The organism is Bombilactobacillus bombi, from assembly GCF_003522965.1.
In the GTDB taxonomy this organism is placed as follows: Bacteria; Bacillota; Bacilli; order Lactobacillales; family Lactobacillaceae; genus Bombilactobacillus; species Bombilactobacillus bombi.
The window spans coordinates 1,547,979-1,572,106 of the sequence record NZ_CP031513.1 but is presented as its reverse complement, the minus strand read 5'-3'; the positions used below and the strand labels follow the sequence as shown (position 1 = coordinate 1,572,106).

At 33.3% G+C, this 24,128-nt stretch carries 16 protein-coding genes; 10 read left to right on the top strand and 6 right to left on the bottom strand.

All coding sequences use genetic code 11. From position 1 onward, the window contains the following. Window positions 1–59: 59 nt before the first annotated feature. The gene (locus tag DS830_RS07585; RefSeq protein ID WP_118908873.1) at window positions 60–2,405 is read left to right on the top strand and encodes an ABC transporter ATP-binding protein/permease; all 2,346 of its coding nucleotides are present in this window, start codon (window positions 60–62) and stop codon (window positions 2,403–2,405) included. A 65-nt stretch (window positions 2,406–2,470) separates the two neighbouring features. On the opposite strand, the gene proC is transcribed toward DS830_RS07585, so the two are convergent. Beyond that, a complete protein-coding gene (gene proC / locus DS830_RS07580) occupies window positions 2,471–3,235 on the bottom strand; it encodes a pyrroline-5-carboxylate reductase (protein ID WP_118908872.1) in 765 nt (254 codons plus the stop codon). A 219-nt stretch (window positions 3,236–3,454) separates the two neighbouring features. Here proC and DS830_RS07575 point away from each other — a divergent pair, with 219 nt between their 5' ends. The 5 genes from DS830_RS07575 (at window position 3,455) to cydC (ending at window position 10,807) form a co-directional block, all read left to right on the top strand. After that, the gene (locus DS830_RS07575; protein ID WP_118908871.1) at window positions 3,455–4,522 is read left to right on the top strand and encodes a DMT family transporter; all 1,068 of its coding nucleotides are present in this window, start codon (window positions 3,455–3,457) and stop codon (window positions 4,520–4,522) included. 341 nt (window positions 4,523–4,863) lie between these two features. Further along, window positions 4,864–6,327: a cytochrome ubiquinol oxidase subunit I gene (locus DS830_RS07570; RefSeq protein WP_118908870.1), complete on the top strand. Its 1,464-nt coding sequence runs from the start codon at window positions 4,864–4,866 to the stop codon at window positions 6,325–6,327. Then, on the top strand, window positions 6,327–7,340 hold the full coding sequence (cydB, locus tag DS830_RS07565) for a cytochrome d ubiquinol oxidase subunit II (RefSeq protein WP_118908869.1): 1,014 nt from the start codon (window positions 6,327–6,329) through the stop codon (window positions 7,338–7,340). The genes DS830_RS07570 and cydB overlap by 1 nt, the downstream gene beginning before the upstream one ends. A gap of 3 nt (window positions 7,341–7,343) precedes the next feature. Then, entirely contained in the window at window positions 7,344–9,074 is a 1,731-nt protein-coding gene (gene cydD, locus DS830_RS07560) for a thiol reductant ABC exporter subunit CydD (protein WP_118908868.1), read from the top strand. Continuing rightward, on the top strand, window positions 9,074–10,807 hold the full coding sequence (gene cydC, locus DS830_RS07555) for a thiol reductant ABC exporter subunit CydC (RefSeq protein WP_118908867.1): 1,734 nt from the start codon (window positions 9,074–9,076) through the stop codon (window positions 10,805–10,807). The genes cydD and cydC overlap by 1 nt, the downstream gene beginning before the upstream one ends. 61 nt (window positions 10,808–10,868) lie before the next feature. Here the strand turns inward: cydC and DS830_RS07550 are convergent, their stop codons facing one another. Then, on the bottom strand, window positions 10,869–11,843 hold the full coding sequence (locus DS830_RS07550) for a polyprenyl synthetase family protein (RefSeq protein WP_118900113.1): 975 nt from the start codon (window positions 11,841–11,843) through the stop codon (window positions 10,869–10,871). Window positions 11,844–11,913: 70 nt separating this feature from the next. Here DS830_RS07550 and DS830_RS07545 point away from each other — a divergent pair, with 70 nt between their 5' ends. Further along, window positions 11,914–12,828: a 1,4-dihydroxy-2-naphthoate polyprenyltransferase gene (locus DS830_RS07545; RefSeq protein WP_118908866.1), complete on the top strand. Its 915-nt coding sequence runs from the start codon at window positions 11,914–11,916 to the stop codon at window positions 12,826–12,828. Window positions 12,829–12,868: 40 nt separating this feature from the next. On the opposite strand, the gene DS830_RS07540 is transcribed toward DS830_RS07545, so the two are convergent. Both DS830_RS07540 and DS830_RS07535 read right to left on the bottom strand, forming a co-directional pair. Beyond that, window positions 12,869–13,831, bottom strand: a complete 963-nt coding sequence (locus tag DS830_RS07540) for a LacI family DNA-binding transcriptional regulator (RefSeq protein ID WP_118908865.1) — start codon at window positions 13,829–13,831, stop codon at window positions 12,869–12,871. A 125-nt stretch (window positions 13,832–13,956) separates the two neighbouring features. Then, window positions 13,957–15,153 (bottom strand): acetate/propionate family kinase, encoded by a 1,197-nt coding sequence (locus DS830_RS07535; protein ID WP_118908864.1) that lies wholly within the window; start codon window positions 15,151–15,153, stop codon window positions 13,957–13,959. A gap of 207 nt (window positions 15,154–15,360) precedes the next feature. Between DS830_RS07535 and DS830_RS07530 the strand changes: the two genes are divergently transcribed. Beyond that, window positions 15,361–16,545 carry an NAD(P)/FAD-dependent oxidoreductase gene (locus DS830_RS07530; protein ID WP_118908863.1) on the top strand — a complete coding sequence of 395 codons (1,185 nt, stop codon included), beginning with the start codon at window positions 15,361–15,363 and terminating at the stop codon, window positions 16,543–16,545. 915 nt (window positions 16,546–17,460) lie between these two features. On the opposite strand, the gene DS830_RS07525 is transcribed toward DS830_RS07530, so the two are convergent. Then, complete coding sequence (locus DS830_RS07525) at window positions 17,461–18,672, bottom strand: MFS transporter (protein ID WP_118908862.1); 1,212 nt, start codon at window positions 18,670–18,672, stop codon at window positions 17,461–17,463. A 111-nt stretch (window positions 18,673–18,783) separates the two neighbouring features. On the opposite strand from DS830_RS07525, the gene DS830_RS07520 reads away from it, so the two are divergent. Continuing rightward, window positions 18,784–19,611: an Rgg family transcriptional regulator gene (locus DS830_RS07520; protein ID WP_162887555.1), complete on the top strand. Its 828-nt coding sequence runs from the start codon at window positions 18,784–18,786 to the stop codon at window positions 19,609–19,611. A 1,826-nt stretch (window positions 19,612–21,437) separates the two neighbouring features. Further along, a complete protein-coding gene (gene nagB / locus DS830_RS07510) occupies window positions 21,438–22,142 on the top strand; it encodes a glucosamine-6-phosphate deaminase (protein WP_118908859.1) in 705 nt (234 codons plus the stop codon). Window positions 22,143–22,200: 58 nt separating this feature from the next. On the opposite strand, the gene mnmG is transcribed toward nagB, so the two are convergent. Further along, a complete protein-coding gene (mnmG, locus tag DS830_RS07505; protein WP_118908858.1) occupies window positions 22,201–24,123 on the bottom strand; it encodes a tRNA uridine-5-carboxymethylaminomethyl(34) synthesis enzyme MnmG in 1,923 nt (640 codons plus the stop codon). Between the last annotated feature and the right edge of the window lie 5 nt (window positions 24,124–24,128).

The following is a 24,128-nucleotide window of genomic DNA, read 5'->3' as shown; positions in this document are numbered from 1 at the left end:
GTATTTTGACTATCTTTCTGGTATGATAGCAACAGCAATAATAAGGGATGTGAAATTATATGTTAAATTTGCAACATTTAAAAAAATATTATCAAGTCGGCGATACCACTACTAAAGCCTTAGATGATGTCAGTGTTAACTTTCGAAATCAAGAATTTGTAGCTATTTTGGGGACTTCGGGCTCAGGTAAAACTACACTTTTAAACATCATTGGTGGTTTAGATCGTTATGATTCGGGTAATTTAATCATTAACGGTAAATCCACCCAAAATTTTCAAGAACAAGATTGGGATGCTTATCGAAATAATACTGTGGGTTTTATTTTTCAAGATTATAACATTATTAGTCATTTAAGTATTTTGGATAATGTTACTTTAGGAATGACGTTAAGTGGCGTCGATAATTCTACTAAAAAGCAACGTGCTAAAGAAGCTTTAGAACGCGTTGGGCTTAAAAAGCATATCCATAAAAAACCTAGTCAATTATCTGGTGGGCAATTACAGCGAGTTGCTATTGCCCGAGCTTTAGCTAATGATCCGGAAATTTTATTGGCTGATGAACCTACTGGTGCTTTAGATACCACAACCAGCAAGGAAATTATGGATTTAATTAAAGAATTAGCCCAGGAACGCTTAGTTATCATGGTTACACATAACCCTGAATTAGCTCAGCAATATGCTGATCGTATTATTAACTTTGCTGATGGAAAAATTTTATCTGATTCTAACCCCGATAATGAACCGATTCCAGCAGAAAATTTTCATCCCCGCCAAACAAAAATGAGTTTTGCCACCGCGCTCAAACTTTCTTTTACCAATATTGCTACTAAAAAAGGCCGTACATTTTTAACGATTTTAGCTTCTAGTATTGGTATTATCAGTATTGGCATTGTCTTAGCATTATCTAATGGTTTTCAAAAACAAATTGATGCAACGCAATCGGAAGCTTTAGCACAATTTCCGATTACTATTTCACAAGTAACCGCCGATCAAAAGGAATTGCAAAAAGGCGATAATAGTAGCAATAGTAAACAAAAATTCATTCATAGCAAGGCTGTTTTTGCGCAGGTTAACCCTGTAAATGCTGCCCAACATATTAATAACATCACTCCTCAATATATTAACTATCTCAAAAAAATCAAAAAAACCGATGCTCAAAATATCTCTTTTGCATCAACTACAAGTCTCAACTTATTACGTAAAGTAAATGGTCAATATCAACCAGTTACTTTTTCCACTACTGCGAACAACAGTACCGATGCCAATAATGCCCAAAGTATGATGACTTCTAATCTGGGTGTTGGCGGCAGTATATATCCCGCTCATAATCAAGGTAAGCAAAATTTTTTGAAGAAAAACTATCGCGTTTTACATGGTCATTATCCTAAAAAGGCTACCGATATTGTCTTAATTGCTGATAAGCGTAATCATATCAACTTAAATGCTTTAACTAATCTCGGCTTGGACATCAAAAACAAGCAACAGCTACAACCGCAAAAACTGCTTGGTACATCGATTAAAGTCGTTGCCAATGATAGTTATTATCAAAAACTACCCACAGGTAACTTTATTCCTAACAATAACTATGAACAAATGGCCCAAGCTCCAACTACGAAGACTTTGCATATTGTTGCTATTCTGCGCACAAAGTCCAAAAATTCTGATGGCATACTAGCCAACGGCGTCGCTTATAGTGACCAATTAACACAGCAAATTGTACATTCTAATCAAAATTCCCAAATTGCTCAAGCTCAAAAAAACAGCACTCATAATGTGCTGACTGGAGCTAAATTGAGTAAGCAAGAACGCGTTATGTTATTGACCGCTTTAGGAGCTGATAATACTGCTAGTTCGATTCAAATTTATCCTAATAGTTTTCAAGAAAAAGACCATATCACCCACTATCTAGATCAATATAATCATGGTCAAAATAAGAAGAATAAAATTTTATATATGGATTTAGCGGGCAATATTACTAGTATTACTGGTGGCTTGATGAATGCTATCACTTATGTTCTCGTCGGCTTTGCGGCAATTTCACTAGTTACTTCTATGATTATGATTGCTATTATTACCTACACCTCAGTGATTGAAAGAACTAAAGAAATTGGTGTTCTTAAGGCACTAGGAGCACGCAAAAAAGATATCACCCGTGTTTTTGATGCAGAAACAGCCATTTTAGGTTTAGGATCTGGCATTTTAGGTATTATTATTGCCTGGCTCTTAACTTTTCCAGCCAACAGTATTTTGTATAATATGACTAACCTTAATAATGTGGCGCAATTGAATCCATTACACGCAATTATTTTAGTAGTTATTAGTACTGTTTTAACTGTTTTGGGCGGACATATCCCTGCACGTATGGCTGCTCGAAAAAATGCTGCTATTGCTTTACGGTCAGAATAATTGTTTTCATATTAAAAGGAGTTGAGATTAACTTATCTCAACTCCTTTTAAATTACTGCAACTGCTTATTCATTAGCGGCTTTCACAGCTTGAATTAAGGCATTACGAAAACCAGTTTCTTCTAACTTTGCCACGCCACGAATTGTCGAACCACCAGGAGTAGTTACTTCATCTTTGAGTTCACCCGGATGCTTACCACTTGCTTGTGCTAATTGCGCCGTGCCTAACAACATTTGCGTGATAATCTGATAAGATTGTGCACGATTAATCCCATTCATCACAGCAGCATCACTCAAAGCTTCCATCAACATATCAATGAATGCTGGCGTACAGCCTGCGATAGTTCCGTAAATGCCCAAAAGATTTTCTGGAACAACATATACTTGGCCTAATTTTTTAAATAGGTCAGTTACCAAGTCTTGATTAGCCTGCGATTCTGTCTCGATAAAACTTACAGCCGTAATACCACTATCTAATTTTACCGGGGTATTAGGGACTGCTTTAACAAAAGTAGCATCAACTGGTAATTGCACATTAATTTGTTTCAAATCACCACCAGAAGTAGAAACAATAATGCCATGATATGATGTTTTTAAATGATCCATTACATCCGCTAATGCTTTGGCTGGAACTGCTATAATTAAGATATCACTAAAATTTAAATCACTATAGCTATCAGCTAATTGCAACTGGTATTTTTCAGCCACTTTTTGTGCCGTGGCATGTTGGCTTTGTAAAACCATAATGTCATTATTATTCATACCAGCGGTTAATAATCCTTGAATCAAGGCTTGACCAATTTGGCCAGCACCAACAAAACCAACTTTCATTAAAAACACCTCTTAAATTTATTTTTATCGTATAATTATATCATCTTCAATTTATCACTTTTTCCCATTAAACGAAAAATATTGTCCGCTATTTTTTAAAATTTGATTAATTATTGGTTTCATGAGTATTAATGCGTTAAAATGCTAAGTAGTAATGTAATTTTGAAGCGTATTAATATCTTTTATATATTTTATGAAGTATCAGGGGGTTTTCTTTATATGAAAATAACTAAATTAATTACGGGTGGAATTTTAGTCATCATGGCAATTGTGGTGATGTTCCAGTTTAAATTCGATAGTTTTATCCAAGCACTTTTAGGATATGCAGATTTAGGAGCTACTGCAAGTATTCTCTTAGCAATTGCCTTGCTCGTAGCTGGTGCTATTTATATTATTTGTCACTCCAGCACTAGTGTCTTGCCACCAATTATCAGCTTTATTATTTTAACATTGGGGGGAGTTATGGGGATTTTTAACGCTGCCCGCTTCCCTGGCTTAATGCTGTGGTCATGGGCAGGCATTATTATTGGGTTGGTCATGGCAGTTGTAACGATTGTAATGGACTACTTCTTCGAACCTGCAGTCGATCAATATGGCAATGCTCATAGCAATAGTTACTATGATAACAATAATTCCCAACAGTATCCTAACAATCAATCAAATAATTACAATAATCCAACTAACTATGGCTCCATGAATAACCAGCCTAATCAACAGCCAACAGGTCCACAAAATTATAACGCCAATCCACAAATACCTCAGCAACAACCAAACACTAATAACTATCAGCAACCTTATCCAAACGATCCAAATGTTCCACTTAACAACAATCAAGCCGTAACCAATACTCCCAATCCGTCTTACAATAATCCCCAACAATATCCTAATAATCAGCCTAATAATTACAATAATCCGACTAATTATAGCCCCATGAATAACCAAGCTCCACAACCATCTGCCCCAATGCCCAACAATCCTGCAAACCCTGCAGCTAATCAATCATACCAACAACCAAACACTAATAACTATCCACCAACGCAAGGTCCTCAATCTCCGACTGCTGTTAATCAAGGACCTAATCCACAAACACCGTTGACAGCTTCCAACAATAATGGTTACCCTTCTAACAATCGAAATAATTCTGAATTTAATCCAACTAATCCGGGTGTGCAACCAGGGTATCAGCCTTATCCTAACGCCCAACCACAGTCTTCTTATAAACGTAAATTCAAAACCAGTGATCAAAACCAAGTTAAAAACGACTATCACTACAATTCTAAAGGCTAACTTAAAACAACATTTCTTCACAATTTCATCATAATTTATTTGTATACTATGAATATAGTCAGTTGAGAGATTGACTAGAACATATAAATTGTATTCACATCCTTACTCCTCCGAAAGTACCAGTAAATATTTACTGGTACTTTTTTTGTTCTAACAAAAAACCGATTGCAGGTAAATAATATCGTTTATAATCGAACTAAATTCATAATTAATCTAATTACATAATATGCAGTCTCTTATGCGATTTATCGGGCTTTTTTTCGGTTTTTTATTTGTAATTATCAGCATTTAAAAGTATTATAAGATAAGTAGAGTTACATACATTAAGGAGTGTGAGCGTTATGTTAAGTTTGGGAGTATCACTTTTGTCATTAGCCCGTTTTCAATTTGCTATGACAACAGTCTTCCACTTCTTTTTTGTACCGTTTTCTATTGGGCTAGGATTTATTGTTGCCATTATGGAAACCATTTATGCGGTTAAAAAAGATGAAATATACAAAAAAATGGCTCAGTTCTGGGGGAAGATTTTTCTCTTGAGCTTTGCTGTTGGGATTGTTACAGGGATTATTCAAGAGTTCCAGTTTGGTATGAATTGGTCTAATTATTCACGCTTTATGGGTGATATCTTCGGTGCCCCTCTAGCGATTGAAGCTTTATTGGCCTTCTTTCTGGAATCAACTTTTATCGGTGTCTGGATGTTTACTTGGGATCGTTTCAAACCAGGTATTCACGCACTTTTCATTTGGTTAACTTCTATCGGTACAATGTTATCAGCAATTTGGATTTTAGCTGCTAATAGCTTTATGCAGCATCCAACAGGTTTTATTATTAATCCGCAAACTCATCGTGCTGAAATGAGTAGTTTTGCTGAAGTGGTAAGTAACCCTCAATTATGGAAAGTCTTTCCTCACTTAATTTTAGGTGCTTTTTGTACAGGAGCCTTTGTTGTTGTAGGTATGAGTGCCTGGGGCCTTTGGCGTAAACAAAAAGATGGAGTTTTCTTTAAGAAGTCAATGCGTTTTGGTCTTTGGATTGGATTAATTGCTGCCATCGGTGTAGTTGCTGCTGGTGATTTACAAACTCAAGAAATTGTCAAAGATCAACCCATGAAGTTTGCTGCTACAGAAGGAGAATACAAAGATACTGGTTCTCCTGCATCCTGGAAAATTGTTGCCACTTTTGATACTAAGAATCATAAAACTACCCATGAAATTTCTGTTCCTTATATGTTAAGTTTATTGACTTATCATAAAACTACTGGTTCAGTTAAGGGAATGAATACTCTTAATAAAGAATTAAAACAAAAATTTGATAATAATAAGAGTAAGAGTATTCGTAACATTAAAAATTACTATGTACCGGTCAATACTCTCTTTTGGAGTTTTAGATTTATGGCTGGCTTTGGTTTCTTAATGATTTTAGTTTCTATTTTAGGATTAATTTGGACTCGTCCTAGCAAAAATACAATAACTGATAAACGTTGGTTCTTGCTTGTTTTGGGATTAATGATTTGGGTACCTTTCTTAGCTAATACCTCTGGTTGGTTAATTACTGAATTAGGTCGTTATCCATGGATTGTTTATGGACTTTATACGATTGCTGATGCAGTTTCGCCTTCAACTACGGTTGGCCAGTTAATTTTCAGTAATATTGTCTATTTCTTGTTGTTCTCAATTTTAGGTGGTGTCATGATTTATTATGCTCGTCAAACCTTGCATAAGGGATTAGATGGTATTGCTGGCCCTAGTGCTACTGATAATGTAGCGATTAACTCCGATCCATTTTCAAAGGAGGCTTTTAACTAATGAGTGCCTTACAATTTATTTGGTTTCTTTTAATTTGTGTTCTTTTTGTCGGTTTTTTCTTCTTAGAAGGCTTTGACTTTGGTGTTGGTATGGCTTCTGGCATTATTGCACGGACTGAGGAAGAAAAATCTGTGATGCTCGATATTATTGGTCCTCATTGGATGGTAAATGAAACTTGGTTGGTAACAGCTGGGGGCGCAATGTTTGCTTCATTTCCAATGTGGTATGCTAGTTTGTTTTCCGGATATTACATCATGTTTCTTTTAGTTTTAGTAGGATTAATCATTCGGGGGGTATCATTTGAATTTGCTAATCATGCTGAAACTTCGCGTGGACGTAATTTTTGGTATAACACTTTCGTATTAGGAAGTTTATTAGCACCCTTGATGCTTTGCATTATTTTCTTTAGTATGATTCAAGGTGTTCCTATTAACGCTAAAGGTGATTTAAACTTAGGATTCTTCGACATTATTAACTGGCTATCATTAGTCGGTGGAATTGCGGGAGTTTTAATGTCTTTAATTCATGGTTTGAATTATGTTCGTTTAAATACAACCGGTATTTTAAGAGAACGAGCAGAGAATTTAAATCGTTTCTTATATCCGATACTTTTTGTTGGTGAGGTTGTTTTTGCCTTGTTGGTATTTTTCCAGACCGACTTTTTCAAAGAAAAATTTGTATCTAGTTTAATTATTACTTTACTCATTGTTGTGATGTCATTAATTGGTGCTTGGGGCGTTTATAAAGATCATGAAGGCTGGAGTCTTGTTGGTAGTGGATTATCACTTTCATTTGTTGTGATTTTAATCTTCAATGGCTTATTCCCAAGAGTCATGATTGCTACTAATCCAGCACATGATATTTTGATTAAAGATGCATCATCTTCACCAACCGCTTTAAAGGTTATGACGATCGTTGTTTGCATCTTATTGCCAATCGTTTTGATTTACTTCATTTGGTCTTATTTGATTTTTACCAAGCGCACCCCTTCGCACAAGAAAGTTATGGATTAAAAAATGATAGATAAGCGTTTATTTCAATTGCCTGAAATTAAACCGCTCTTTAAAATGCTTGCAGGATTAACGATTCTGCAAGCTTTTATGATATTACTGCAAGCAAAGTTTCTTGCAGAAGCGTTAGTAATTTCTTGGCAACGACATAATTTAAATAGCATTGTGCAACCGACAATTTTTTTTATTATTGCATTTTTATGTCGGCATTTCTTAACTTGGGTTAAAGATGCTCTTTTAGATAAATATGCCACTAAAACTACCGAAGATATTCGCGGACAGTTATTGGATAAAATTTATACTACTGGTCCCCAAATGATTGCCAAAAACGGTTCAGGAAATATTGTAACTAATGCTTTAGATGGAATGGATGAAATTAATAATTATTTAAATCTTATTCTTTCTAAATTTATGAATATGATGATTATTCCTTGGATTATCTTAGTTTTTGTCTTTTTTAAAAATGTTACTTCTGGTATTGTATTAATTCTGGTTTTTCCCATTATTATCTTATTTATGATTATTCTGGGTTATGCTGCTCAAGATAAAGCAGACTCCCAATATGCCAAATATGTAGTTTTATCTAATCACTTTTTAGATGCTTTACGTGGTTTGACAACTTTAAAAATGCTAGGTCTGAGTAAGGAATATGCTCACAATATTTATACTGTTAGTGAACAATACCGTAAAAAGACCTTAAGTACTTTAAGAATTGCTATTTTATCAACATTTGCTTTAGATTGGTTTACTACTTTATCAATTGCTATTTTGGCAGTTTTTCTAGGTTTGGCTTTAATCAAAGGAACAATTCCTTTGTATCCAGCGATGGTAACTTTAATCTTGGCTCCGGAATATTTCTTGCCTTTGCGTAATTTTGCTAATGATTATCATGCAACTCTCAATGGTAAAAATGCCTTTACAGCAACCATGAAAATCTTAGCCATGCCTACTACAAAGCAGCGTCAATTATTACCTGAATTCACTTGGAACCAAGATAGTCAACTAATCATTAAAAATCTTAGCTTTCAATATGAAGCTAAGCAACAGCCCAACGATTTACAAAATATTAATTTACAAATTCAAGGTTACAAACGTATTGGTATTGTTGGGCAATCTGGTGCTGGTAAATCAACTTTATTAGATGTGCTCAGCGGTTTTCTAATTCCGCAAGAAGGTAATATTCAAGTCGATGGCCACAATTTGCCTCATTTAGCTCAAGATGGCTGGCAACAACAATTTACGTATTTGCCACAAAAGCCCTATTTATTTAGTGATACAATTGCTAACAATATTCGCTTTTATGTACCTGATGCTTCTAATCAAGATGTTCAACATGCTGTGGAGCAGGCTGACTTAACTCAATTTATTAAATCATTACCTGCTGGCTTAGAGACCAAAGTTGGCCAAGGTGGTCGAGGCATTTCAGGCGGACAAGCCCAAAGAATCATGTTGGCGCGAGCATTTTTAGCCAAGGAACGCCATATTTTGATATTTGATGAACCTACAGCTCATTTAGATATTGAAACTGAATATTCCTTAAAACAGACTATGTTACCTTTATTTGAAAACCATTTAGTCATTTTTGCAACCCATCGACTGCATTGGTTGGAACAAATGGATTACGTTATCGTGTTAGATCAAGGTCAAATCGTGGAACAAGGACCAGTACAACAAATTATTCAAAAAAATTCTGGACCTTTTTACGAATTAAGTGCACATATGCGAGGTGAGCAATAATGTGGCGTCATGATACTTGGGTTAAACCCTATCTTAAACAGTACAAATCTTTATTAGCCACTGTCTTAATTTTAGGTGTGCTAACAACTTTTTGTGGGGGTGCCTTGATGTTCACTTCGGGCTACACCATTGATCGGTCTGCTACTCATCCCTACAATATTTTAATCATTTATCCAGCTATTTTACTGACTCGAGCTTTTGGAATTGGACGACCAACTTTTAAGTATGTTGAACGCTTAAAAAGCCACAATTGGGTGCTCAGAGTCACTTCTAAACTTAGAACTCGGCTTTATAAAACTGTGGAACAAGATGCCGCTTTTTTCGATGAAAAATATCAAACTGGTAATATTTTAGGATTACTTTCAGAAGATATTGACCATCTGCAAAATCTTTATTTACGGACTGTTTTCCCTACAGTGGTAGGTATTTTGCTCAGTTTAATTATCGTCATTGGAATTGGTTATTTTGATTTGTGGTTTGGCTTATTAATTTTGCTACTGTTAGCTATAGAAGTGCTGATTGCACCGTTAATTTCTGTGGCTGTTGAAGCTGGCCGCAGACAAAAACAAAAAGCCCTTAAAGATGACTTATACACTAACTTAACTGATAATATCTTGGGAGCTAATGACTGGGTTTTATCTGGTCGTCAACAAGATTTTAGAAAAGCAACCCAAGATACGGTAACTCAGTTAAACGATTCTAAAAATTACAGCAAACATTTTCGCTGGCGGCGTGACTTTTATTTACAAGCAGTTTTAGGATTAATTTTTATCGCACTCTTAGTTTTTACAAATTTGCACTTTACTAATAGTATGGCACGTGCTAATTATGTGGCTGCGTTCGTTTTGGCCATTGCGCCTGTTGGAGAAACTATCATCCCCATTAGTCAGGGCTTTGAAGAATATCCCACTTATAGAGATTCGATTGTAAGATTAAATAATTTGCATCCCACACCAACAAAATTGCCGCCACAGCAAACTATAGATCCTGCTGCTTTTCAAACTTTGACTTTAGATCATCTCCAATTTGAATATAATTCAGATTCACCGGTTTTAATCAAAAATTTTCAGCAAACTATTAAACGTGGCGATAAATTGGCCTTGATTGGACCTAGTGGTACTGGTAAAACTACTTTATTGCAGTTAATTAATGGTGATTTAGCCCCTCAAAAAGGGCAAGTTTTGATTAATGATATAAATGTTTTGACCTTGCAAGCTGAAAGACAAAAATTATTTGCCTTTTTAAATCAGCAACCATTTTTGTTCAATACTTCGATTATTAATAACGTTCGTTTAGGCAACGAAAATAAAACTGACAGTGAAGTTAAGCAAGCCTTAGCTGCTGTTAAAATGCAAGATTTGATTGAATCTTTACCTAAAGGATATGAAACTTCAGTTCAAGAAGCTGGCTCCCGCTTTTCTGGGGGCGAACAACAACGTTTAGCCTTAGCGCGAATACTTCTCCAAGATGCCCCTATTGTACTCTTAGACGAGCCGACAGTGGGCTTAGATCCCATTACAGAAAATGATCTGTTACAAACAATTTTTAGTGTTTTAGCAGACAAAACTATTATTTGGGTGACACATCATTTACAAGGTATCAAAAATGTTGACCAAGTTATTTTTCTTAAAAATGGACAAATCGAAATGCAAGGTCATCCACAAGACTTATATCAAAATAATCAGCATTTTCAAGAATTATATAAAATGGATCAGGGTATTTTGATTAAATGATTACAAAACAGCTCAGACAAACTTTTGTTTGAGCTGTTTTTTGTTTAAATACCATTACTATCTATTGTTGGCGCTGTAATAATTCTTTGGTGATTTGTTCTAAATAACGCCGATATTGGTTCTGCGGTAATTCTCTAATTAATCCTAATGCTTTATTAGTGTATTTTTGAGCTAATGATTGAGCTGCTGTCAAACCGCCTTGTTCCTTAACAATCTGGGCCACATCTTGTATCTGGGAATCATTTAATTGCGGATGTTGTTTTAAAAACTGCGGCAATTGACTATTTTCTTGGCATAAGGTATAAATTAACGGTAGAGTATAAACACCATTTTTTAAATCTTCCAGTTTGGGCTTGCCTAACTTAGATGAACCTAAATAATCTAAAACATCATCTTGAATTTGAAAAGCCATTCCTAAATTATGACCAATAAAACGCGCTTTATGAATAATATGCTTATCAGCTTGCGCCAGCATTGCGCCAAATTGCGCACTTAATTCAATCAATTGGGCCGTTTTACCCGCAATTTCACGTAAATACATTTTCACAGTGGCTTCTACATTTCGATTAATTTGTAATTGATCCAATTCACCACGTAAAATTTTTTTAATACCACGAGCATTAAAAATAATCTCACTTTGATGATTAGCAACTTGGCTAATTAAATCGAAATATACCGTTAATAAATAATCTCCCGCATAAATAGCATTCCGATCCCCTAACTGAACTTGAATCGTGGGCACATTACGGCGTAAGTCAGAATCATCAATCACATCATCATGAATTAATGTTGCTAAATGTAAAACTTCCATTGCCGCTGCTGCTTGTAATTTTTGGTTCTTATCTTGGTGTGGACCAAACTTGCTGAACAAGAGCAAACAAGCTGGTCGTAACATTTTCCCACCACTAGTTATCTGTTGTTTGATTAAACTAGCAACAGGATCATTTAAAGGTTTAATTTGTTTTAAAATAATTCCTTGAACTTGTTCTAACTGCTGATTCAACTCAGGAATTTGGCTCCATAGGGAGTTAATCATTGGCTCCACCTTTTTCTGTATTATAATCTATTATAGTATATCAAAAACAGAAACGAGGATTATAAAAACTTTGAAATTATCTGTGTTTTTAGAATTGGTTGAAATTAAAGCTAAAACTGCTAGTATTTTTCCCTTTTTATTGGGAACTTTCTATGCAGTTTATCATTTTCATCATTTAAATTGGATCAATGTAATTTGCTTTTTTGTCGCCATGTTACTGTTTAACATGTCTGTAGATATTAACGACAACTATTGGGATTATCAAAATGCGACTGAGCAAGAAGAATTTCGTAAAAAAACCAATGTCATTGGCGTTAATCATTTAAATATCAAAAAAATTGGCTGGCTGGATTTTAGTATGGCTGCGATAGCTGCTTTACTAGGAATTTTTCTTGTTACCCGAGTTGGATGGATTCTATTAGTGTTAGGAATTTTTTGTTTTGCAGTGGGCTTCTTCTATGCTGGTGGTCCTTATCCAATCAATTCTTTGCCCGTGGGTGAATTTTTTGCTGGTTTTACTATGGGATTTGTTATCTTTCTGATTGCTGTATATATTAATGTTTATCAAGCCATTGCCTTTGATTGGCACTTAATTGTACCTATTTTTATCGCATCAGGACTATCCCAATGTGCAATTGGCGCTTTATTATTAGCTAATAATATTTGTGACTATCAAGAAGACATTGACCTCAACCGACACACAATCGTCCGTTTCTTGGGTGTCCCAAAAAGCCTCTGGTTTTATGCAGCTTTATTAATTATTGGTTATATTTTCTTATTAGCAGCTATTTTTATGAGAATTTTACCCTGGTCTTTATTGTTAACATTTTTAGTTATTCCCATTATTTACCGTAATACTAAACAATTTTTTGCTGTGCATATTAAGAAAAAGACTTTTCCCTTAGCAGTCAAAAATCTTTTTATTATCACTTTGACACAAGTATTAAGCTTTGCGCTGGGTTTAATTATCAAGCAATTTTCATAGTACTAGCGAACAAGACAAATTGTTGTCTTGTTTTTTTTGTTTATAAGATAAAATGATCATTTTGCGAAATAAAATCTGCGGGTAGTTTAATTTTAGTAGTTAAAGGAGCGTCTGCAAGTGCAATTTCGAAAGCTTTTTGGCCTAATTCGTACAAATGATAATTAATTGTCGGCAATTTAACTGCAAAACTGGCCATTTCGTATCCTTGACCAATAATTATTGGAATTGGCAATTGTTGATCAATATAGTATTGGCGGACAGCCACTGCATTACTATCACTATTAGTCAAAATACATTGTGGAGCCTGAACTTGCTGTGCTAATTTTTGGGCAGCCAAATAGGCAGTTCGTGGCGAAGAAATGCCTGTCATTACTAAATTTGCGGCTAATTGTGTTTGATAAATTTCTTGATAAGCAGTTAAGGTTAAACGCGTAGTTGCACTAGATTTTGCTGGCCGATAAAACATACAAGCAATGCGTTTAATTTGCTGTTGTTGTAACCAACGAAAGATTTTAATAAAAACCGCATAGCGATCTGTAAAAACTGCAGCCAATGAAATGTTTCCAGGATCTTCGCAAAGAACTAACGAACCATACTTTGTATAGGCAGCTAATTTTTCTAAGGGAAGCCCGTGAGAAGTGATAATAAGTCCTGCATATTCTTTGCGTCGCAATTGTTCTAAATAGTAGACTTCTGCTTGTTCATTATACTCTGATGGCAATAACGTTATGGAATAGTCCGTGGAAAAAGCTGCTTCAGCAACACCATTGAGAATTTGGGCAAAATAAGGCGTCCGGATCTGCGGTAAAATAACCCCAATTTTATGATTTTGACCATTGCTTAAATCCCGGGCAGTTTCATTTGGTACATAATCTAATTGTTGCATCACTTGTTTTATTTTGCGTAAAGCTTGTTGCGAAACATAACCGCTATGATTAAGTACCCGTGAAACTGTAGTAATAGAATAACCACTTAAACGAGCCACATCCCGAATAGTTGCCATTTACTGACCTCATTTCTCTTGAATAATTATTTTTATTATAGTTGGTGCAACGCGTTCCATAAAAGATTTTTATGCAAAAAATGATTTCGGTAAATTTACCAAAATCATTTTGTCAAACGTGTCTATTATTTTTGTGCTAAATCATAAGTATCTCTAGCAATCATTAATTCTTCGTTGGTTGGGACTACAAAGACCTTAATTGCTGAATCCGGGGTACTAATTAACAGTTCTTGACCCTTAGCTTGATTTTTTGCGGCATCAATTTTAACACCCAAATGTTGCAATTGATCACAAACTGCTTGCCGAACTGGCTGATCATTCTCTCCTACACCAGCAGTAAAGACTAAGGCATCTGGTAATTCATCCAATAATGCTAAGTAGGAACCGACATATTTCACAATCCGATTAACAAACATTTCTTGAGCTAATTGTGCACGTTTATCACCATTATCAGCGGCATCATCAATATCGCGCTTATCATTAGAAACTCCTGATACACCTAATAAACCCGACTTTTTATTTAGAATACTAATCATTTCGGAAATATTTTGTAGATGATCTTTTTCCATGATATAAGGAATAATAGACGGATCAACATCTCCAGAACGCGTGCCCATCATTAATCCAGCCAATGGCGTGAAACCCATAGATGTATCAATCGCTTTCCCATGAGCAATTGCTGAAACTGAAGCGCCGTTACCTAAATGCAAGGTAATGAGGTTGGTTTTTTCTAATGGTTGCTGCAAAATTTCCGCTGTTCGTTGGGTAACATAACGGTGACTAGTACCGTGAGCACCATACTTCCGCACGCCGTATTGATCATAATATTTAGTATCAATAGGATATAAATAATTAACCGGTTTCAAACTAGAAAAAAAGGATGTATCAAATACCGCTACTTGTTGAGAATGAGGCAATAATTGCGCAAATACGCTGACATAATAAGCTTCAATATTATTATGTAACGGAGCTAGTTCGGATAAATTTTTTATCTGGAGTAAAACATCAGAAGTGATGACTGTTGACTTATCAAAAACTTCGCCTCCTGAAACAACTCGATGTCCCACTCCTTTAATATCTTCTAAGCGTTGAACAATGTGTAAACTTTTCAACCGCGTTAAAATTAAGGTAGCAGCTTTTTCTTTGGAAGTAATAGGTTCTTGTCGCTCAAATTTCTCTCCATCACCATAATCAGCCTTAAAAATTGCATCTTGTTTACCTAAACGATCAATCATTCCTTTAGCAATTCGTTTTTCACTAGGCATATCATAAATCTGCCATTTCAAGCTTGAACTTCCGGCATTTATTGCCATAATTAACATAACAGACACCTCTTTCAATTCATATAAACAAATTATACGCTAGAGCAATCGTTTACACAAAACTATTAATCAGAAATTTAGTGATTTTCTAATATTGGCATAAAAATCTTTAAATGATTAAAAAATAACAGTATATTTGTTTTCAGAACTGGAGATTAAGCATATAATATAGTTAGATTACATACAGAAGAAGGAAGGATTGAATTTATGGCTCATATCGTTATTTTAGGCGCTGGTTATGCCGGATTAGGCACTGCCAGAAAATTAGCAAAAATTGCACCAGAAGGAACTACCATTGATTTAATTGATCGTAATACTAAACATGTGGAGTCGATTCAACTTTATCGTGTTGCAGCGGGAACTGCTCAAGCTGATGACATTAGTCTGGATATTGCTTCAGTTATACCTGATAATGTGAACTTTATTCAAGCAACTGTTTCTAAAGTTGATTATGAAAATAAAAAAGTAGAATTTGAAGATCATGCTGAGATTTCATATGATTATGTTGTTTTAAGTCTTGGTTTTCGGTCAGAAAACTTCGGCATGGAAGGTGCAGATAAGTATTCATACAAACTGCAAGACATTCCTACCGCTGAAAAAATTTATCAAGTTATTAATTCTAATATTCGTGATTATAAGCAAACACAAGATCCTAACGATTTAAACATTGCAGTTTGTGGTGCTGGTTTTACAGGTATTGAATTATTAGGTGAATTAATCGATACCGCTAAAGTCTTAAAAGCTAAATATAATGTTCCCGAAATTAACATTACTAGCTTAGAAATGGCACCACAAATTTTGCCAATGTTTGATTCTGAATTAGCTCAATATGCTTATGACTTTTTATCTAAGAATGGGATTAAGATTTTAACTGGAGCTAAAATTAAGAAGATTGAACAAAATGCTGTAGTTTATACCACTGGCGATAGTGATGAAGAGCAACGTGTTTACGCCAATTCAATTATTTGGACTGTAGGTGTCAGCGGCAGTGATGTTATTAAGAATTCCGGCTTTGATGCTAAACGTAATCGGATTGTCGTTACTGATTATTTAAATGTTGAAGATCATCCTGAAATTTACGTATTAGGTGATGATTCTGCTTCAATGGATCCACAATCTGGCCGGCCATTACCTACCACAGGTCAATTGGCTCAAGCTCAAGCTGCAGTTGCAGCTGTAAATATTGCTGCTGCCATTAATGATGCACCACAAAAGAAATTCGTTTATAAGTCAATGGGAACTGTAGCGTCCTTAGGACCAAATCATGGTATTATCGAAATGACCAGTCCACATATTAAATTAAAGGGTCATCTAGCTTCCTTAGCTAAGAGTGCATCCTTTGAAAAAGTATTATTTGGCGTTGGAGGAGTTAAGGGACTTAAAAAAGTTTAAGGTCCACTTAATTTATAATAAAAGAAGCTGGGAAAAACTCAGCTTTGAAGTGCAACAAAAAAGTTAGATACTTTAAAACTTCTTAAACTGCATAAGCAAAATCTTAAAAAGCAAAAACCATTTTAAACTAATTTTGGTTTTTGCTTTTTGTTTTGTTCTTTTAACTAATCGCTTAGAAATTTTAAGGTATACTAAATAAATTTTTTATTAAGCTAGGGCTTGTTTTCGATATTCGCTAGATATTAAGCCTTGGCGTTTTAAAGAAAGACGTTGAGTATATTCTTGAACAACTTTAGCTTTAAACCCCTTAGAATATTTAGTCATAATAATACCTCACAATTGCTAGTCTTTGTCTAACAATTATGAAGCACTTCATTTTTTGTATGCTTTTATTTTTTTGATTCTGGAATTTTATATGCAATGTTAACTATTACTGAAGATATTAAAGTTATTACACTTTCTGTATGGTATTTTTCCATTACCATACTGAATTTTTACGTATGCTTTGGGATTTTGTTGTTTACCATAATCTAAAATTTATTTTTTTGACTTCTTTATTAAATGTGGCTGCACCAGCATGATAGAGTTATTGTTGCGCTGAATAAAATAGCTAAAAGGGTACTGTACCTGCTCTTTTGATATTTTGTTTCATTGGTGACACCTTCATGTTTTTATAAATTTTTATGCTGAGATTATATCTAAAAATACATTATTAGTATTGTTTTTATCGTTATATATTTTAATGTTTTCTAATTTTTAATTCTTAGAATTATATAATTTATTTTTGAGCTTCTAAGACTAATGATAAATATAATGGAAATAGTTAAAAGTAACCCCAATTGTCAGACATTGCAACTTGAAAAGAGGGTGCAACACTAACTCTTTTATTTCCTTCATCTCAATTTTTTGTTACTTTTACTTAATTAAAATATTTAATAAAAAAAGTAATAAGCTATATATAAAAAATCCAATATAAGCATACATCAAGCTAATATTAGCTAAAGAAGGAAAAATAATACTGGCTATTGGAGGAATTATAACTAATAAAGAATTAGTTGTAGTTATAATTCCTCCTAATCTTTCAGTAGGATATTTATTTATTACCAGAGCTGAAAAACGAGGAGAAATAATACCCAGAAAAAGTGAAAGTATACTAGAATTGAACAAAATTAAATATAGATTATTGAAAATAAAAGAAATAGATATAAATAACAAAAAAATAGTAGAAATAATATTTAATAAACTTATTGAAATATTTTTTAAAATTTTAGAACTCAAATTATTTCCTATTATCATTGATAAGGTAATTATCCCCGACAATAATGATATTTTTATAGGGTTAGAGATGATTTTTAGAGAATTATTATTATTAATAAATAATGCAAAAATAGGGGTTAATCCACCAAAAAAACCATTTAATAAAGACAATTGACAAAGAGATTTAAAAATTTTTTTATCTTTCAAAAGAAATTTAAAATTGGTTACAGTATTCTTAAATGTATCTTTATTATTTATATTTTCAATTCTTTCTTCTACTAGTTTCATATCTTTCTTTATTAATAAAAACCCTATGCATACAGATAAAAATATAAATGAATTAAAGTAAGCAACTAATCCTTTTTGGAAGAAATATAAGAGAATAGATCCCAAAAAAGTTGCCAACACATTCATTAGTTGGGAGGTTATGCTAATTAATCCTTGTGCCTGTTCCATATCTTTTTTGGCTACTAATTTTTTTGTAAATGGTGCAATTAATGCTGATGAATAATTTCCTGATAAATCAGAAATAAAATTTAGTAATGCCACGCAGAAAATTAGCATTAAAGTGTTTTTATAGTCTGCTATGGCTCCTATTATCATATATAAAATAAATCTTATAAAAGAATTATTAATTAATAAATTAACTTTATTGGATTTTTGATCTGCTAATGTTCCTAAAAAAAAACTAAATAAAATTGGTAAAGTTTCGGAGATAGATACGATTACAACAGCTATGCTGTTTTGTTGAGATAATGAGACGGCCATTGATAACATTGCTGTATAAAATAGTCTATCTCCTATTTTGGATAATAGATTAATTCCTGCCACCTTAGAAAAGGTCTTATTATATTTTATAAATTCAAACATTAAAATTAATCCTCCATCCTATTCCGAATAGAATTATTATGTATAAAATCAATAACTCTATATAATTAAGTAAACAAAAGTTTACTTAATTACATGGATGGAGTGATAATCTTGTATGGAAAAACAATTAAAAAAATTAGAATAAATAAAGGGCTGCTGTTGAAGTCTGTATATTTGGGAGTATGCTCAAAAACTAATGCTATCAAGTTTGAAAAAGATGAACGTATACTTACTGTTGATAAATTTGTTAAGGTTATAAACAATTTAATGATTAGTATGGAAGAATTTCAATGGATTATGAATGACTATGAACCTGAAAGTAAGTATTACTACAATTACAAACTTAGTAAACTATGGAATTCTAATAAAACCGAGGCTTTTAAAGATAGTATTAAAAAATTAGAAACGAATCCTATGAGTATAGAAAGAGTAAAACTAGCTAGTTATAAGTTACTTAATAGTTATCAAGAAAATGAAAAAACAAATGAAAAAGAACTAAACATAGTTATTAATTATTTCTCTAATTTATCTTCATGGACTCTGGAAGATATTAAATTTTTTGCTAATAATTGTTATATTTTGCCATATACTCTCATGATTAACCTACTTAAAGAATCCTTGAAGGTTTTAAATAAGTATAAATATTATCCCAATAGTGACAAAGTTTTTGCAACGCTGCTCATTAATTGTATAGAGCGAATGATATCAGAAAAAGATTTTAAGATTGCTAATACTTTTATAAGATTTTTGAATAAAATAGCATTCGATATTACAATGAATGGATTTTATCTTTTGTCTAAATATCTTGAGGCAAAAATTATATATTTATCTGTAGATAAAATAGAAGGTAAAAATAAGCTTTTGAAAATATTAGAAATTTCCAAATTTCTTCATGATGGAAAAATTTCAAGTGAAATTGAACAATTATTACAACAATAAAGAGTGTGGTGATAGTTCTTCTTTTATCAAACTAATCTATATTTAATAGTTTCCTAGAGTAACTTTTAAAAATATCCAATAAATTCAAAAAAATCTTCTTTAGTGAAATAAGCTGTACCTATAGTTCGAAATTATTTAAATAAACGGAAACATACTGTGCTATAATTTTTATCCGCAAATACATTTAGAAGTATAGGTGTTGGTTTAACAGTAAGAGGAAGCTGGATTCCAGAAGGGGTAGTAGTTAAAGTGAGTATCGATTAGTCTATGCAAAAATGGTATTTGGTTTGATTATAACTATGTTTTAGGAAATGGAAGCTGCGGTTGGCAATAGTCTGGAATAAAAAAGAGGTAGCTATTATGAAATTGATAACTAAATATAGAATATTTCTTTCATTTGTATTATTGATTATGATTTTTATAAATTATAAATATTTCAATTCTAATTTACCATTTGCTATATTAATAATATTACTGGTAATTATCGGAATTACATTTATTAATAAACAAAAATAACTATATATAAAAATACTAGAATAAGACCTATGCTATTTTCTTGAAATTTAATAAGAAAAAAACCAAACATTAATATTCTTATATTCATTAAGCATTCAAAAATTATTCAAATATTAAGTACAAAGAAAGGATAGAATCCAATAAAAAAATAAAAGCATAAATTTTCCTATGCTTTTATTTTTTTATTGACTCTATAAGTTTACTTACAATTATATATATTATCGAACATATTGATGTTACTACTATAAATCCTAATATTTTATTTTTAAATAATGGAATAAAGTAATAACTAGACGGCAAAAAAAGCAAGTATAAAGGTATTAATGGTATTAGTCTTTCTACAAATTTTTTCATTATTGGTATCCCATCTTTACTGAATTTAAATATATTGTAAATCCATTTCTGTTGCTTCTAATATAATTTCCTTTGTTCATTTATGATAGATTAAAGAATTTTTGCGTATGCTTTAGGATCTTGTTGCTTACCATAATCTAAAATTTATTTTTTTGACTTCTTTATTAAATGTGGCTGCACCAGCATGATGGAGTTATTGTTGCGCTGAGTAAAATAGCTAAAAGGGTAATTGTACCTGCTCTTTTGATATTTTGTTTCATTGGTGACACCTTCATGTTTTTATAAATTTTTATGATGAGATTATATCTAAAAATAAAATTAAAAGTCAATATATTTTTTAATTTTATTTGTGTTTAATATTAAAAAAAGCATTATTAGTACTGTTTTTATTGTTATATATTTTAATGTTTTCTAATTTTTATTCTTAGAATTGTATAATTTATTTTTAACACCTTGAACCGTTAGGGAGTGCTTCTTGTTTAAGATTTAATAACATTTTACAATTTAGTTATAACATGATTTGATTTTACTTTTTATAATCAAGCAAGAACGTCGTCAAGGAGTAGCAGTGGAGATATTTTCGATTTTTAAAATACTACTGCCCTTGAACTTTAAACTAAAAGGCCAGTTTGTTTTAAACTATGGTCTTTTTCTAATCCCATTGATACTCAGACCTTGATTCCTTTCTTAAAAGAGATGTACCAATTAAACTTATTCCGTAATGAAGCAAAGAGGTGGTTTCAAACGAATTAAAAATCCTATTAATAACAGTGAATTTATTGGGCTAATTATGATAAATAACTTACGCTAAACAGTAAATAAAATAAATTCAAAGTTTTGAATCTGTTTTATCTGTTAAAGCCAAGTTTTTTCTTACCCTCTTTTTCTTACTTCATTGACTTTTTAAGAAGGGTGCGCTATTATTGGACTATACCAATATTGAGAGGCGACAAACTATGGAAATTATCAAAGTTAAAGATCAACAAAGTGGTAGCCAAAAAGCTTTTGAACTCATTGCTCAAGGACTGCAAAATAATGCCCACGTATTGGGTCTTGCGACCGGTAGTACACCTATTAAATTATATCAAGAAATGGTTAAGAGTAATTTAGATTTTTCACAAATAACATCAATCAATTTAGATGAATATATTGGATTAGATGCCGATAACCCTCAAAGTTATCACTACTTTATGAATCAGAATTTATTCCAATTTAAAAAATTTAAAAATTCCTATGTCCCTAATGGGGTAGCTTCAGATATCGATGCCGAAATCAAAAATTATGATCAAATAATTGCTGATAATCCAATTGATATTCAAATCCTAGGCATCGGTCAAAATGGCCATATTGGTTTTAATGAACCCAAGACACCTTTTGACTGTACTACTCATCGTGTTCAGTTGACACAATCTACTATTGAAGCTAATGCACGCTTTTTTACAGACAAAAATGACGTACCTAAAGAAGCTATTTCAATGGGTATTGCTTCAATTATGAAAAGTAAACATATTATATTAATGGCTTGGGGTGCTAACAAAGCTGAGGCAATTTATCAGACTGTTAAGGGACCAATTAGTGAAGATTGTCCTGCTAGCATTTTGCAAAATCATCCACATGCAACCATCATTGTTGATGAAGCTGCTGCATCCAAATTGGATTAACATTTCCCAGGAAATAAAAAACTTCTCAATCTTATGAGAAGTTTTTTTATTAGTCATATTAATCGTTAACTTTTTGAGTTTGATCACTAACTTTAGCTATTCGTCCGCGTTGGATATAGACCATGAGAATGCTGATATCTGCAGGATTGACACCTGAAATACGCTCAGCTTGAGCAATTGTCGTAGGGTTGATTTTTTTGAGCTTTTGTAAGGCTTCTGTAGCCAAACCGCTAATTGCATCGTAATCAATATTATCTGGTATTTTTTTAGCTTCTAATTTTTTTAGATGTGCTATTTGGGCCTCTTCTTTTTTGATATAACCTGCATATTTAATAGAAATTTCCACTTGTTCGCTGACAGCATCAGGTACGGGGGTAGCTGCTGGACCAATAAAATTAATAATATCTTGATAATGTACTTGTGGTCTTTTCAAGAAATCGGCAGCGATGACGCCATCTTGCAATGCAGGCATTTGTTGTTGTGCTAAAAATTCATTAACTTGTTGATTAGGTTTAATGCGTGTTGTTGCTAAACGTTGCATTTCAGCAGCTATTTGTTGCTGTTTTTGCTGTAATTTAGCAAAGCGCTCATCACTAATTAATCCCAATTTGTGTCCTTTTTCTGTCAAACGTAAGTCAGCATTATCATGTCTTAAAATAAGCCGATATTCAGCACGACTAGTCAAAAGCCGATAAGGTTCATTTGTTCCTTTAGTAACTAAATCATCAATCATCACACCAATATAGGCTTCATTACGCTTTAAGATGAAAGGAGCCTTATTTTGGACTCTTAAAGCCGCATTAATACCGGCAATAATGCCTTGACCAGCAGCTTCTTCATAGCCTGAAGTTCCATTCATTTGTCCAGCTGTATACAAATTCTTAATTTTTTTAGTTTCTAAAGTCTGCTTTAATTGCCACGGTTCGACAATATCATATTCGATAGCGTAACCTGGACGCATCATTTGAGCATGTTCCAATCCAGCTACAGAATGCAACATTTTTTGTTGAATTTCTTCAGGCATAGATGTAGAAAAGTCACCTACATAATATTCTTGGGTATCTTTGCCTTCTGGTTCAATAAATAACTGGTGCCGTGGTTTATCAGCAAATCGGACAACCTTATCTTCAATAGAAGGGCAGTAACGAGGACCGACACCCTTAATAATTCCAGAAAACATTGGTGCACGATCTAAATTATCACGAATAATTTGATGGGTATTTTCATTAGTATACGTCATCCAACAAGAAATCTGTTCTTGCAAATAATCTTGGGGATTAGTTTCATAAGAAAAGGCCCGCGGAGTATCATCACCCGGTTGTTCTTGCATTCGTGTAAAATCTAAAGAATCCTTATTGACACGTGGCGGCGTACCGGTTTTAAAACGTTGCAATTTTAAACCACGACGTTCTAAATCTTCTGATAGTTTTATTGAAGGCAAAGAATTATTAGGACCAGAAGAATACATCAACTCGCCAATAATAATTTTTCCCCGTGAAGAAGTACCTGCAGTTAAGACAACCGCCTGAGCGTGATAACGAGCACCAGTATTGGTAATGACACCTTGACAAACACCATTTTCTACAATTAATTTATCGGCCAAACCTTGGCGTAAGGTTAAATTAGGTTCTTGCTCCAAAGTTGCTTTCATTACGCGGTGATATTCATTTTTATCTGCTTGAGCTCGTAAAGCGCGCACTGCAGGTCCCTTGCCCGTATTTAACATGCGCATTTGAATATATGTTGCATCAATATTCCTTCCCATTTGACCACCCAAAGCATCAATTTCGCGTACTACGATGCCTTTGGCTGGTCCTCCAATTGAAGGATTGCAGGGCATAAAAGCAACCATATCTAGATTAATTGTGAGCAACAGTGTCTTTTGCCCCATACGTGCAGCTGCCAAAGCAGCCTCACAGCCAGCGTGACCTGCTCCCACGACAATTACATCGTAATGTTCTTGAACATCATATTCTCGCATCAAGT